This is a genomic window from Nocardiopsis coralliicola, from assembly GCF_054779695.1.
Map to the genome: position 1 here is coordinate 1 of NZ_BAAGXT010000078.1, position 13,494 is coordinate 13,494.

General features: G+C 74.2%; 11 protein-coding genes. 3 read left to right on the plus strand and 8 right to left on the minus strand.

The features are described 5' to 3' along the window. The 4 genes from ACYVGT_RS27465 to dapA form a co-directional block, all read right to left on the minus strand. Window positions 1–1,149: helix-turn-helix domain-containing protein (locus tag ACYVGT_RS27465; protein ID WP_460863615.1), on the minus strand; the 1,149-nt coding region annotated here is incomplete at its 3' end. Between the two features lie 294 nt (window positions 1,150–1,443). After that, entirely contained in the window at window positions 1,444–3,765 is a 2,322-nt protein-coding gene (locus ACYVGT_RS27470) for a DNA translocase FtsK (RefSeq protein ID WP_460863617.1), read from the minus strand. Between the two features lie 508 nt (window positions 3,766–4,273). Continuing rightward, entirely contained in the window at window positions 4,274–5,959 is a 1,686-nt protein-coding gene (locus ACYVGT_RS27475) for a ribonuclease J (RefSeq protein ID WP_460863619.1), read from the minus strand. Next, window positions 5,956–6,933, minus strand: a complete 978-nt coding sequence (dapA, locus tag ACYVGT_RS27480) for a 4-hydroxy-tetrahydrodipicolinate synthase (protein ID WP_460863621.1) — start codon at window positions 6,931–6,933, stop codon at window positions 5,956–5,958. Before dapA ends, ACYVGT_RS27475 begins: the two co-directional genes overlap by 4 nt. Window positions 6,934–7,361: 428 nt before the next feature. Between dapA and ACYVGT_RS27485 the strand changes: the two genes are divergently transcribed. Then, window positions 7,362–8,720: a short-chain fatty acid transporter gene (locus ACYVGT_RS27485; protein ID WP_460863623.1), complete on the plus strand. Its 1,359-nt coding sequence runs from the start codon at window positions 7,362–7,364 to the stop codon at window positions 8,718–8,720. A 202-nt stretch (window positions 8,721–8,922) separates the two neighbouring features. Here the strand turns inward: ACYVGT_RS27485 and ACYVGT_RS27490 are convergent, their stop codons facing one another. Beyond that, window positions 8,923–9,309: a phage holin family protein gene (locus ACYVGT_RS27490; protein WP_460863625.1), complete on the minus strand. Its 387-nt coding sequence runs from the start codon at window positions 9,307–9,309 to the stop codon at window positions 8,923–8,925. Between the two features lie 238 nt (window positions 9,310–9,547). Between ACYVGT_RS27490 and ACYVGT_RS27495 the strand changes: the two genes are divergently transcribed. Continuing rightward, the gene (locus ACYVGT_RS27495) at window positions 9,548–10,129 is read left to right on the plus strand and encodes a GNAT family N-acetyltransferase (RefSeq protein WP_460863627.1); all 582 of its coding nucleotides are present in this window, start codon (window positions 9,548–9,550) and stop codon (window positions 10,127–10,129) included. Window positions 10,130–10,300: 171 nt separating this feature from the next. Then, window positions 10,301–11,179, plus strand: coding sequence for a 1,4-dihydroxy-2-naphthoate polyprenyltransferase (locus ACYVGT_RS27500; RefSeq protein ID WP_460863630.1), 879 nt, complete (start codon window positions 10,301–10,303; stop codon window positions 11,177–11,179). A 229-nt stretch (window positions 11,180–11,408) separates the two neighbouring features. Here ACYVGT_RS27500 and ACYVGT_RS27505 read toward each other — a convergent pair whose 3' ends face one another. The 3 genes from ACYVGT_RS27505 to ACYVGT_RS27515 all read right to left on the minus strand — a co-directional run. After that, complete coding sequence (locus ACYVGT_RS27505) at window positions 11,409–12,128, minus strand: urease accessory protein UreD (protein ID WP_460863634.1); 720 nt, start codon at window positions 12,126–12,128, stop codon at window positions 11,409–11,411. Between the two features lie 170 nt (window positions 12,129–12,298). Then, the gene (ureG, locus tag ACYVGT_RS27510) at window positions 12,299–13,090 is read right to left on the minus strand and encodes an urease accessory protein UreG (RefSeq protein WP_460863637.1); all 792 of its coding nucleotides are present in this window, start codon (window positions 13,088–13,090) and stop codon (window positions 12,299–12,301) included. Further along, a partial coding sequence (locus tag ACYVGT_RS27515) for an urease accessory UreF family protein (protein ID WP_460863639.1) occupies window positions 13,083–13,494 on the minus strand: 412 nt, incomplete at its 5' end. The genes ACYVGT_RS27515 and ureG, both read right to left, overlap by 8 nt.

The following is a 13,494-nucleotide window of genomic DNA, read 5'->3' on the forward strand; positions in this document are numbered from 1 at the left end:
CCGGTCGGCCGGCCGCCGTCCGGCGCGGGCCTCCCGGCCGCCGGACGGACGGGTGCGGCCCGTGCCCGCGGCGGCAGTCGCGCCGCCCGGGTCCTCTGCCGCGGCCGGGTCCAGGGCGTCGGACAGGTCGAGCGTGTCCGCACGGCCCGTCAAGTCCACCGTGTCGGAGTCGGCCGCGTCCGCCGCGCCGGTGCCGCCTACGCTGCCGGCGTTCGCGGCGCCGGTGCCGCCTGCGGGATCGGCCGCCCAGCCGGCGCCGGCGAAGAGGTCGCGCAGCGCGTGCTCGCCCTGGACTGCGCCGCTGGGCCGCGCCTCGGGACCGCGGGCGGCGTCGCGCCAGTCGTCGGGGGCGCGCCCGTCGGCACGCGGGCCGGGCTCGGCGCCGAGCGGGTGCGAACCACCCGGCGCCCCGGCAGCCCCGACAGTGCCGGTCGCGCCGGTCGCGCCGAAGCTGACCGGGGATGCTCCGGAGCCGTATCCGCCCAGCGGGCCGCCCGGAAGTGCTCCGCCGGCGGCGCCGGCGCTCGGGCCGCGCGGGCTGGAACCGCCGGCGCTGCCCGGGTCGCTGTCCTGCGGCGCACCGCGGCCGCCGTCCGGAGCGGACTGAGCGGGAACGGCCGGAGTACCGCCCTCAGCGGGGCTGTCCGCCGCGACGGCGGCGCAGGAACCGGCGGAGGCGGTGGGGCTGGCGCCGCCATCGGCCGGCTGAGCTGCGCCGGCCTCCTCCCCCTGCTCCCCGGCAGGCGGACCGTCGGTGCGGCTGCGGTCGCCGTGCGGGTGGAGCGCGTCGGCGACCGCATCGCGCAGCGGTGCGAACAGGCCGCGCCGCTGCTCTTCGGCGCGTCCGTCCAGTCCGGCGCGGGCGGCGGCCACCGTCTGCTCGGCGTCGTCGGAGGCTGAGGCCTGCTGCGGAACGCGGGCGTGCTCCTCTTCGTAGCGGTGGAGCAGTTCGGCGGGGTCGACGGCGAGTTCGCGGCAGACGGCCTTGATGTGGCCGCGCGCGTAGAAGTCGGCGCCGCAGGGGGCGAAGTCGTCGCGCTCCATGCCGCTGAGCACCGACTCCCTGATGCAGGTCCGCGAACTCAGCTCGGCGATGGTGTAGCCGGCCCGATCCCGGGCCGCGGTCAGGATCTGTCCGATCGTGCTCATGGCCGGTGCCTCCACCCACTCCGCTTGTCCTCGCTCTTACTCTGCCCCTCACTTTCTGTGATCGAGTGCTGACACACCAGGTCAACGGGTTAAAATCGCGTCAACGCACCCGAGCCGGTCACTGCGGACCCCCGCACGCCGCCGGCTGGAGGTGCGGCGCGGCGCGGCGGTTCCCCGCGGCAGCGGGGCTGCGGGCGCGGGGAGCGTGCTCGGGGAGGGGGATCCGGGCCGGGACGGTATCGCCGCCGGCGCGCCGGAACCGCCGGGGGTTCCGCGGGCTCCGGCCGGCGCTGCTCAGCCCGCCTTGAGCTCGGCGAGGGCACCCGGCAGGTCGTCGGGCTTGAGGAGGACGTCGCGCGCCTTGGAGCCCTCGCTGGGGCCCACCACGCCGCGGCTCTCCATCAGGTCCATCAGGCGGCCCGCCTTGGCGAAGCCGACCCGGAGCTTGCGCTGCAGCATCGACGTCGAACCGAACTGGGTGGTGACCACCAGCTCGATCGCCTGCATGAGCAGGTCGAGGTCGTCGCCGACCTCCTCGTCGATCTCCTTCTTCTTCGCCGCCGCGGCGCCGACGTCCTCGCGGTAGGACGGCTCAGCCTGCTTCTTGCAGTGCTCGACGACGGTGCGGATCTCCTTCTCCGACACCCACGCGTTCTGCAGGCGGATGGGCTTGCCCGCGCCCATCGGCAGGAAGAGCGCATCGCCCTTGCCGACGAGCTTCTCCGCACCGGGCTGGTCGAGGATCACCCTGCTGTCGGAGAGGCTGGAGGTGGCGAACGCCAGCCGGGACGGCACGTTGGCCTTGATCAGGCCGGTGACGACGTCGACGCTGGGGCGCTGGGTGGCGAGCACCAGGTGGATGCCCGCGGCGCGGGCCAACTGGGTGATGCGCACGACCGAGTCCTCGACGTCGCGCGGGGCGACCATCATCAGGTCGGCGAGCTCGTCGACGATCACCAGCAGGTAGGGGTAGGGCTCGTAGGCGCGCTCGCTGCCGGGCGGAGCGGTCAGGGCCCCCTTGCGCACCGCGGCGTTGAAGTCGTCGACGTGCCGGTAGCCGGAGGCCGCCAGATCGTCGTAGCGCCGGTCCATCTCGCCGACCACCCACTGCAGCGCCTCGGCCGCCTTCTTCGGGCTGGTGATGATGGGCGTGATGAGGTGCGGGATGCCCTCGTACATGGTGAGCTCGACCCGCTTGGGGTCGACCAGGATGAGCCGCACCTCGTCCGGCGTGGCCCGCAGCATGATCGACGAGATGAGCCCGTTGATGCAGGTCGACTTACCGGCGCCGGTGGCCCCCGCGACGAGCACGTGCGGCATCTTCGCCAGGTTGGCGACGACGTTGGAGCCCTCGACGTCCTTGCCGAGGCCCACCAGCATCGGGTGGTCGTCGCTGGTGGCGGCCGCCGACCGCATGACGTCGCCCAGGCTGACGATGTCCTTGTCGACGTTGGGGATCTCCACGCCGATCGCGGACTTGCCCGGGATCGGCGACTGGATCCGCACGTCCGCGCTCTTCACCGCGAGCGCGATGTTCTTGGTGAGCGCGGTGACCTTCTCGACCTTGACCGCGGGCCCCAGCTCGATCTCGTAGCGGGTGACCGTGGGGCCGCGGGTGAATCCGGTGACCTCGGCGTCGATGCTGAACTGGTCCAGCACTCCGGTGAGCGCCTCGACCACGGTGTCGTTGGCCTTGGTGCGCGGTTTGGGCGGCGAGCCCGGCTTGAGCGAGGCGGGCGGCGGCAGCTCGTAGTCGCCCTCGATGACGCGGGAGGGGATGGACAGCTGCTCGGCGGAGGCCGGCGCGGGCGTCGGCTCCGGCGGAGCGGCCGGGGTCTTCGCGGCGGTATCGGGGACCGTGTCGACGACCGGCGTGTCGTAGGGCCGCTCGTTCTCGCCGCCGACCGGCTCCTCGGGGGCGGCGGACCGGCCGGCCTTCGGCTTGGTGCGGCGCTTCTTGGGCTGCTCTTCGTCGAGGATGCCCAGGCCGGAGTCGGGCCCGCGGTCGGGCTCCATCATCGGGCCGAGCAGCTGCCGCACCCGGGCCGGGATGCGGTGCACCGGCGTCGCGGTGACCACGAGCAGCCCGAAGACCATGAGCATGGTCAGCAGCACGCCCGTGACCCACGGGGTGATGAGGGCGCTGAGCGGCCCGGAGGCGGCGAAGCCGATCATGCCGCCGGCGCGCTGCACGCCCTCCAGGCCGTCCGACGGCCACGGGATGCCGTGCCCGATGTGGATCAGCCCGAGCAGGCCGACGAGCAGGGCGCCGGCGCCGATCACCAGCCGGCCGGCGTCGGTGTGCTCCGATCCGGGGGTGCGCATCAGGCGCCAGGCGAAGGGCAGGAACAGCAGCGGCAGGACCGGCGAGAAGGTGCCGAACGCGCCGACGACGACGGTGCGTGTCACCTCCGGAACGGGGCCCGCGGTCTCCCACCACACTGCGGCGGCGATGAGCAGCCCGGCCGCGAGGAGTACCAGGCCCAGGCCGTCGCGGCGCAGGTCGGGGTCGAGGTCGCGGGCGCTGCGGCCGAGGGCGCGCGCGATGCCGCCGACGGTGTGGGCGAGCATGCGCCAGCAGAACATGAGGACGCGGCCCAGACCGAGCACGCCCATCGCGACCGGCCCCTGGGGCGGCGGCGCCTTCTTTGCGGGCGCGCGCTTGCGCGATGCCGAGGAGCCGGCGCGCGCGGCACCGGACTTCGCGGGGGAACTCTTCTTGGAGCCGCCGCCAGCGCCCCCGGATCGCCGGGAGCCATTCGCTTGGGGGGAACCGGGCGCACGCGTGGCCATGGTGCGCAGCCTACTAAGGAACGGCGGGCCCTGCCGCCTGGCAATCCGGCGTGTCGCACCCCGCGCGCGGTGTGCCGCGCCACACCCGCGGGACGCAGCGCCGCAGCCCCGCGGTCCGCCGCGCGCTGCCTCGGGCCGCGCGCTTGCGCCCGGGCAGCACCGGCCGCCCCGTGCGCCTCAGCTGCACCGTCGGCCTGCTGGCCCCGGATGCCACCGCACGGCGCCGCCGCCCCGGGCGGGTGCCCGGGGCGGCAGAGTGCTGTCTGACCCGGCCGCGGAAGCGCTGCGGAGCCCGGCGCCCCCGGCGCCGCGGCCCCGCACGCAGGTGCGGCTAAACCTCGACGATGACCGGGACGATCATCGGGCGGCGCCGGTAGGACTCGTTGACCCACCGGCCGATGTTGCGGCGCACCAGCTGGCGCAGCTGCGTCGGGTCGGTGACGCCGTCGGCGGCGGCCTTCTCCAGCGCATCGGAGATGCGCGGAAGCACCGCGTCGTAGGCGTCGGCGTCGATGCCGGAGCCGCGGGTGTGGATCTCCGGCTCGCCGACGATCTTGCCGGAGGTGGAGTCCACCGCCACGACGACCGAGATGAAGCCCTCCTCGCCGAGGATGCGGCGGTCCTTCAGCGCCGACTCGGTCACGTCGCCCACCGAGGTGCCGTCGACATAGACGTAGCCCGCCGGAACCGCGCCGGTGACGCGCGCCTTGTGGTCGTGCAGGTCCACGACGACGCCGTCCTCGGCGATCACGATGTTCTCGTCGGACATGCCGACGCGCTGGGCGATGCCGGCGTGGGCGCGCATGTGCCGCCACTCGCCGTGCACCGGCATCAGGTTGCGCGGCTTCACCATGTTGAGCACGTACATGAGCTCGCCGGCCGAGGCGTGCCCGGAGACGTGCACCAGCGCGTTGCCCTTGTGGATGATCTTGGCGCCCCAGCGGGTGAGGCCGTTGATCACCCGGTTGACCGAGTTCTCGTTGCCGGGGATCAGCGAGGAGGCGAGCAGCACGGTGTCGCCCTCCTCGATCCGGATCTGGTGGTCCCGGTTGGCCATCCGGGTGAGCGCCGACATGGGCTCGCCCTGGGAACCGGTGGAGACGATGACCAGGCCGTCCGGCGGAAGGTCGTCGATGTTCTTCACGTCGACGATGAGGTCGTCGGGCACCGACAGGTAGCCCAGGTCGCGCGCGATGTTCATGTTGCGCACCATGGACCGGCCCACGAACGCGACCTTGCGGCCGTGCGACTGCGCGGAGTCCAGGACCTGCTGCACGCGGTGGATGTGCGAGGCGAAGCAGGCCACGATGATGCGCTGGCCGGCCTGGTCGAAGACGCTGTCGATGACCGGGGCGATGTCCCGCTCGCTGGTGACGAAGCCCGGCACCTCGGCGTTGGTGGAGTCCGACAGCAGGATGTCGACGCCCTCGTCGCCGAAGCGGGCGAAACCGCCGAGGTCGGTCAGCCGGCCGTCCATCGGCAGCTGGTCCATCTTGAAGTCGCCGGTGTGCAGCAGCGTGCCGGCGGGCGTGCGCACGCCGACGGCGAGCGCATCCGGGATGGAGTGGTTGACCGCGAAGAACTCCAGGTCGAACGGGCCGAACGACTCCCGGTCGCCCTCCTCGACCTGGTGCGTGACCGGCTTGATCCGGTGCTCGCCCAGCTTGGCCGTCAGCAGCGACAGCGTCAGCCGCGACCCGACCAGCGGGATGTCGGCGCGCTCGCGCAGCAGGAACGGCACGGCGCCGATGTGGTCCTCGTGGCCGTGCGTGAGAACCAGCGCCTCGACGTCGTCCAGGCGGTCCCGGATGTAGTCGAAGTCGGGCAGGATGAGGTCGACGCCGGGCTGCTCCTCCTCCGGGAACAGCACGCCGCAGTCGATGATGAGAAGGCGGCCCCGGTACTCGAAGACCGTCATGTTGCGGCCGATCTCACCGAGTCCGCCGAGGGCGACGATCCTCAGCGCGTCCTCGGCGAGGGGCGGCGGCGGCCCGAGTTCGGGGTGCGGGTGGCTCATGCAGATCCTTCCGTGAGGCGTTCGACGCCCACGGCGCTGGCGGGGACCGCCTGGTGCGGTGCGAGCCCGATGGGGCCCTTCACACCGGCCGCGGCCAGGTCCTCGCGCAGCAGCGCCTGCAGCTCAGTGGAAGCGTCGGCCAGCGGCGTGCGCACCGGTCCGCCCGGCAGCCCGAACATGTTCAGCACCGCCTTGACGGTGATGACCCCCTGCGTTCGGAAGATGCCGGTGTAGACGGGCGTGAGGCGCCGGTGGATGGCCAGTGCGTGGTCCACGTCGCCGCTGGTGTAGGCGTCGATCATGTCGTGCAGGTCGGAACCGACGATGTGGCCCACCACGCTGACGAAGCCGGCGGCGCCGACCGAGAGCAGCGGCAGGTTGAGCATGTCGGTTCCGCAGTAATAGGCGAGCCCGGTGCGCTCCATCACCCAGGAACTGGCGCCGATGTCGTCCTTGGCGTCCTTGTTGGCGAGGATGCGGGGGTGCTCAGCCAAGCGGACCAGCGTCTCCGAGGCGATCGGAGCGCCGGTGCGGCCGGGGATGTCGTACAGCATCATCGGGAGCTCGGTGGCGTCCGCGATGGCCGTGAAGTGCCGGAGCAGCCCCTCCTGGGGCGGCTTGTTGTAGTAGGGGGTCACGGTGAGCACGCCGTGCGCTCCGGCGCGCTCCGCGGCCTCAGCCAGCTCGATGCTGTGGCGGGTGTCGTTGGTCCCGACGCCGGCGACGACGGTGGCGCGGTCGCCGACCGCCTCGAGCACGGCGCGCAGCAGCCGGTCTTTCTCGGCGTCACTGGTCGTAGGCGACTCACCGGTGGTCCCGCTGACGATCAGGCCGTCGTTGCGCTGCTCGTCGACCAGGTACGAAGCGAGGCGGGCGGCGCCGTCGTAGTCGACGTCGCCGTTCTCCTCCATCGGAGTGACCATCGCGGTCAACATCTGGCCGAAGGGCGCGTTCGGCGAAGTGCTGGCTCCCATGATGCAAAACGTACCGCGATCGGCGCCTTGGTGCCGCCACGGCACCGCTGCGCCGAGCGAATTGGCTCCCGCGCCGCCGCGCCGCGGCGGCGCGGCGGGAGCGGCAGGGCCCCGGCGCAGGGCGCCGCCGCCGCTCCCCGTCCGGCTGCGAGCACGGCGCAGCGGCCGTTCCACGGGCGTATGCGGCCCCTGCCGAGCCGCGCGCACCGACCCGCCGCCCCGCGCGGGCGCGATCGCCGGCGGCCCTCCCTTGACCTGGACGTGAGACGCGTTACACACTCGGCGCGTCTTTCCCCACCATCCCGAACCGCACCGGGCCGGTCCGGGAGTGCGCAGCGCACGGCGCCGGCCGCGGTCCGCACCCGCGGGCCGGGCCGGCGCGGCACCGGGTCCCCCCACCGGCAGATCATCAGACAGGAACACCCCCCATGCGCAGATTCGGAACCGCGCTCGCAGGGTTCAGCACCCGCTGGATCCCGGACGCCTTCGTGTTCGCCATCGCCCTGACCGCGGTCGTCTTCGGAATGGGCCTGGCGCTCACCGACCACGGCCCGATCCAGCTGGTCGGCGACTGGTACGCGGGCTTCTGGGGCCTGCTCGAGTTCGCAATGCAGATGACACTGGTGCTGGTCACCGGGTATGCCCTGGCATCGTCGCCGCCGGCGGAGCGGGCGATCGCGTGGGTCGCCCGGCTGCCCCGCGGTCCGCTGTCGGCGACCGCGCTCACCACGCTCGGCGCCGCACTGCTCGGCATGGTGCACTGGGGCCTCGGGCTCATCGCCGGCGCGATGCTCGCCCTGCGGGTCGCCCGCTCCTGCCGGGAACGCGGCATCCGCGTGCACTTCCCCCTCCTCGCCGCGGCCGGCTACACGGGCCTGATGGTGTGGCACAGCGGACTGTCCGGGTCCTCACCGCTGCTGGTGAACACGCCGGGGCACTTCCTCGAAGACCAGATCGGCATCATTCCGCTCAGCGAGACCATCTTCCAGCCGTTCAACCTGGCCTTCCTGGCGGCGATGGTGATCGGCGCGCCGCTGCTGCTGATGAGCATGCATCCGCGCGGCGAGGACACCGAGGAGATCGGCGGGTCCGAGGAGGGCACCGAAGACGGCGGTTCCGGCGGCGGAGCGGTCCTGACGCGCGCCGCGCGCGCGGCGCTGCCGCCGGCCCAGCGGCTCATGCACAGCCGGCTCCTGGTCGGTGTGGCGGTACTGGCGGGCCTGGTCTACGCGGTACCGGAGCTGCTGCGCTCCGGGATCGTCGGGATGGACCTCAACCTGCTCAACTTCGTCTTCCTCATCGCCGGACTGGGGCTGCACGGAACGCTGGCGGGGTACTCGGCGGCAGCGGCCGACGGGGCGAAGAGCGCGGCGTCGGTCATCGTCCAGTTCCCCTTCTACGCCGGGATCATGGGGATCATGGAGCACTCGGGCCTGCTGGAGGTCATCTCCAACTGGTTCGTGTCCTTCTCCACCGAGACCACCTATCCCTTCTGGGCGCTGATCAGCGCCTGCCTGGTGAACCTCGCGGTGCCCTCCGGCGGCGGGCAGTGGGCGGTGCAGGGGCCGATCGTCATCAACGCGACCGAGGCGCTGGGCATCGATCCGGGCGTCGGCGTGATGGCGGTGGCAATGGGCGACCAGCTCACCAACGGCCTCCAGCCGTTCTGGGCGCTGCCGCTGCTGGCGCTTACCCGGCTGCCAGCCGGGAAGGTGCTGGGCTACAGCGCGGTGGTGATGATGTACGGCATCGTCGTCGCGTCGCTGTGCATCACCTTCCTCTCCTAGCGCGTGCTGGGTGGCGACCGCTCTGCTGCGCGGTGTCCCGGCGCACGCTCGCGGCGCTCTCCCCCGGTCCGGGAGGCGGGGAGGGAGGAGGGCCCGCCGGGAATGCGCGAGGGGGAGTCCGCGGTGCGGACTCCCCCTCGGGGCGGACGCTGCACGGGCGGACCGGGCAGCGGGCCGGGTGCCGGCGGCGCCGGCGGCCCGGTCAGTCGTCGTCGTTGTCGGGGAGCAGCCAGCTGAGCAGCCAGCTGACGATGGTGATGACCAGGGCGCCGAGCACCGCAGAGGGCCAGAAGTCGGCGATCACGAAGTCGAAGCCGAACACCCCGGCGGCCCAGGCGGTGAGCATGAGCAGCAGGGCGTTGACGACGAGCGCGATCAGGCCGAGCGTCAGGACGTAGAAGGCGCAGCCGACGGTCTTCACGATCGGCTTGATGACCGCGTTGACGACGCCGAACAGGGCCGCGATGACCGTGTAGGTCAAGATCTGCTCGCCCACCGGGTCGCCGGGTGCGATCTGGATCCCGTCGATCAGATAGGCCGCCGCCGCGAGGGCGAGTGCGTTCACGAGGATGCGGATGATGATGCTCACGCGTCGATGGTGCCACGCCGAGCGGCCTCCCGTCGTCTGCGGAGGGGAGGAAACCGGGTGATTCGCCCCGCTCCCCGACCTGGCCCTCGGGGATGCCCCTTCCGGGCAGGGCCCCGCGAGCCCGGCGGCTCCCGCGGTCCGCGGGAGCCGCCGTCCGCCCCGCGTGCCACTCGGCCGGCGCCAGGCTGCCGCGCACCGCGGGTTCGCTCGTCTGGGCGGGGACTGCAACGATGGCGGCATGGCCGCTGATCGATTCGTCCGCGCAGCCCGCACCGCCGACGTCGGCGACGTCGTGCGCATCCAGGTCGCCGCGTGGCGCGCCGTGTACGGCGACCGGGTGGCGCAGCCCGTCCTCGCCGAGATCACCGGCGCCGAGGCCGGCGAGCGCTTCCGGGAGCAGTGGAGCGCCGCGATCACGCGTCCGCCCACCTCGCGGCACCGGCTGCTCATCGCCGCCGACGTGGCCGACTCCGCGGATCCGGACGGCGCGGCGGCGCCGCACCGCATCGCCGCGGGCTTCTGCGCGCTGGGCCCCGCCCAGGACCCCGACCTCTGGCCGGCCACCGACGCCGAGATCTACGCGCTGCACGTCGATCCGGGGCTGGCGGACCGCGGGCACGGCGAGCGGCTGCTCAACGCGGCCGCCGACCACCTCGTCGACGACGGCTTCCACACCGTCCACGTGTGGACCGGCGCGCAGGGCGACCCGCTGCGCGGGCTGGCCGAGGCGGCCGGCTGGCGGACCGACGGCGCCCGGCGCGAGGTCGACGCCGGCGCGCTCGTGCCCATGGTGCGCCTGCATGCGGCCATCGGCGGCTGAATCCGCCTCCTCCGCGGCCTGTGCCGCCGGCGGGGCCGGACGCCTCCGCCGCGCTCGGCGCGTGCCGGAGGCGGCGCGAACAGGGATACCGTTGACCGGCACCGCAGCTGGACGGCGCCGCAGCGGCGGAAGGTGCCGCGCGCGGGAGCCGGTGGAAAGGATGGCGCAGGCGTGGCCACGCTGAGCGAATGGGTCGCCGGGGCACGGCCCCGGACACTGCCGAACTCGATCGTCCCGGTCGCCGTCGGCACCGGGGTGGCCGTGGGAGCCGGCTCCGCCGTGGCGTGGAAGGCCGTGCTCGCGCTGGTGGTGTCGCTCGCGCTGCAGATCGGCGTCAACTACGCCAACGACTACAGCGACGGTGTGCGGGGCACCGACACCGAGGCCCGCGTCGGGCCGATGCGGCTGACCGGCACCGGTACCGCACCGCCGAGGCAGGTCCTGGCTGCCGCGTGGCTCAGCTTCGCCGCCGCGGCCGTGGCCGGCCTGGTCCTCGTCACGACGTCGTCGTGGTGGCTGCTGCTGATCGGCGCAGCCGCGATCGCCGCCGGCTGGTTCTACACCGGCGGCCGGACCCCCTACGGCTACCGGGGGCTCGGCGAGGTCGCCGTCTTCGTCTTCTTCGGCCTGGTCGCCGTGGCGGGCACGGTCTTCGTGCAGGTGGGGTCTGTCCCGTGGACCGGCTGGGCGGCGGCCGTGCCGATCGGGCTGCTCTCCTGCTCGGTTCTGGTCATCAACAACCTCCGCGACATCCACACCGACCCCGACAGCGACAAGGTCACCCTGGCCGTCCGGCTGGGCGAGCCGCGCACCCGGCTGCTGTACCAGGTGTGCATCGTCGGGGCGTTCGCGATCGCGCTGACCGCCGCGGCGGCGAACCTGTGGGCGGCCCTCGTCTTGCTCGCCGCTCCGCTGGCGGTCTCACCGCTCCGCCGGGTCCGCACCGGCCAGGAGGGCCGCGACCTCATCCTCGGCCTCGGCGAGACCGGCCGGCTGCAGATGGCCTTCGGTGTCCTGCTCACGGCCGGCCTCGCTCTGGGCGCGCTCTAAGCGGAGGGCCCCAGCGTCGGGGCGTGACGGCCGGCGGGCTATTCGCGGCATCACCGCACCCCGCGCCCTGGCGTCCGGCGGCGGGCACCGCTGTGCAGCTTCAGCGATGCACGGGCCGACCGCGCTCGCGATGGTGCAGCCCATGCCGGGCTCGGCCGCGGAGCCGGAGTGGTTCCGCGGCGCCCGCCGCCACCTGCGGCAGGCCTCCGGGCCCGCACTCCGCGGCGGGTCAGGCGTGGCCTCCCCAGGCACGCCAGACAGGGTCGAGGGCGCGCTCGGCCGCGAAGGGCCGCTCGCCCGTCCATCGCCACAGCGCGCCGGGGCCGGCCAGGTCGAGCCGGTCGGGGCCGCCGATGCCGCCCGGGGCGTCCGGGGCCGCCGGGCGGCGGCCGAACAGCCCGACCTGGCCGATGGCGCGGGCTCCGCCGAGGATGCCCGGAAGGCCGCGGAGCGCGGGGTCGCGCAGGTCGAGGTCCTCGGCGAGGAGTTCGGCGCCGGCGTAGGAGACCCGGGTGGCGGAGTGCAGCGCGCCGCCCCGCTCACCGGTGCGGCCGAGCACGCAGGTCTCCCGCCACAGCAGCTCGGCCCCGTCCGCGAGGTCGGCCGCGACGGTGCGCACCGCGTCGGCCCCGTCCGCCACCACGAAGGCGGGCTCGGTCCAGGACATGCGTCCGCCCTCGTCGATCCGCACGTCAGCGCTCCAGCTGGCGCTGCCGCCGCGCGCGTTGTAGGCGACCGTGCCGTTCGGGTCGACTAGTTCGAGCTCCGCACCGGGGCCGACCTCGACGCGCAGCCGGACGTCGTCGCCGGCGCAGAGCAGTGCGCGGACCGCCGCCAGCGCGATGCGCAGCGCCGGGCCGGGGCGGCGCATCAGCACCGGGCGCAGGAACGCGCCCGTCTCCAGCGCGTCCGGCACGGTCCGCCCGCCCGCCCTGCGCACGGCGATCACTGCGGGCGAAGACCCGCCCCGCAGGAGGGGGCCGGCGTCCCGGCGGCGCGCGGGCGGCCCTGTGCCCGGGGCGCGCGCGGAGGAGGGCGCGGCGGGCGGCTGCGCGCTGTCCGGTGCGGCGCCCGGCGCTGCCGGCGCCGGGCCTGCTGCCGGGCGGGTGGGCGGTGCCATCAGTTCCGGTTGCCCGCGGAGGCGCGCCGGTGGCCGTGGGCGTGCCCCTGCCCGTGCTCGTGGGTGTGCTCTTCGCCGGCGTGGCTGTGCGGCGCCATCGGGCCGGGGTCCTGCGGCGTGTGGTCGCCCGCGCGGTGCGCGCTCAGGATGGTGCGGACCCAGGCGCAGAGGCGTTCGACGGAGTCGGCGTCCTGCCGGGAGAGGGCGAGGACGGGCCGCCCGTCGCGGGCCTTCTCCGCGTCGGCGACCATCGCGGCGACGTCGACGCCGACGTGCGGTGCAAGGTCGGACTTGTTGACGATGAGCAGGTCGGCGCGGCCGATGCCGGGGCCGCCCTTGCGGGCGACGTCGCCGCCGCCGGCGACGTCCAGGCAGAAGAGCTGGGCGTCGATCAGGGCCGGGCTGAAGGTGGCGGTGAGGTTGTCGCCGCCGCTCTCCACCAGGACCAGGTCGAGCGGCGCGAAGTCGGACTCCATGTCCTCGACGGCGTCCAGGTTGGCGGTGATGTCGTCGCGGATGGCGGTGTGCGGGCAGGCGCCGGTCTCCACGGCGCGGATGCGCTCGGCGGCCAGCACTCCGGCGGAGCGGAGGTAGCGGGCGTCCTCGTCGGTGTAGATGTCGTTGGTGACGACGCCGATCTCCAATTCGCCGGCGAGGGCGCGGCAGAGCGTGGCGATGAGCGAGCTCTTACCGGTGCCCACCGGGCCGGCCACGCCGAGCCGGAGGGTGCGGCGCGCCGGGACTCCGGCGGGGGTGCTCGCGGGGATGTTCGCGGTGGTGGTCTCAGGCAACGAAGAGCCTCCTTGTCGATCGGGCGTGCGCCTCGGCCCACCGGTCGGTCACCGGTGCGGCGGGCGCGGGGATGTCGCGGGGGGCGGTGGTCGCGGCCGCTCGGCGGACGGCGGCCTCGATGTCCGGGGCGGCCGCCACGATCCAGGCGACGGCGGCGACCGGGTCGCCGGGGCGCAGCTTGAGCGCGGCGGCGGTGACCGTCTGCGCGTCGTCGTAGAGGGCAGCGCGGGCGGTCTGCTCCGCGGTCATGCCGAAGGCGGCGCCGAGCGCGCCGAGCACGACCGGGCGGAACGGGCGGGTGCCCGGAGCCGCCGCGGTGGCAGTGCCGAGCGCGGCGACGGCGGGGTGCTCGGCGGCGAGCCGCCGGGCGAGCCGGGCCGGCCCGCGGCCGAGCGCCGCCGAC

Excerpts from the sequence above, each read along its gene's own strand:
- ACYVGT_RS27475 (WP_460863619.1), bottom strand. The coding sequence starts at position 5,959 with ATGAGCCACCCGCACCCCGAACTCGGGCCGCCGCCGCCCCTCGCCGAG.
- ACYVGT_RS27485 (WP_460863623.1), top strand. The coding sequence starts at position 7,362 with ATGCGCAGATTCGGAACCGCGCTCGCAGGGTTCAGCACCCGCTGGATC.
- ACYVGT_RS27470 (WP_460863617.1), bottom strand. The coding sequence starts at position 3,765 with ATGGGCGTGCTCGGTCTGGGCCGCGTCCTCATGTTCTGCTGGCGCATG.
- dapA (WP_460863621.1), bottom strand. The coding sequence starts at position 6,933 with ATGGGAGCCAGCACTTCGCCGAACGCGCCCTTCGGCCAGATGTTGACC.
- ACYVGT_RS27495 (WP_460863627.1), top strand. The coding sequence starts at position 9,548 with ATGGCCGCTGATCGATTCGTCCGCGCAGCCCGCACCGCCGACGTCGGC.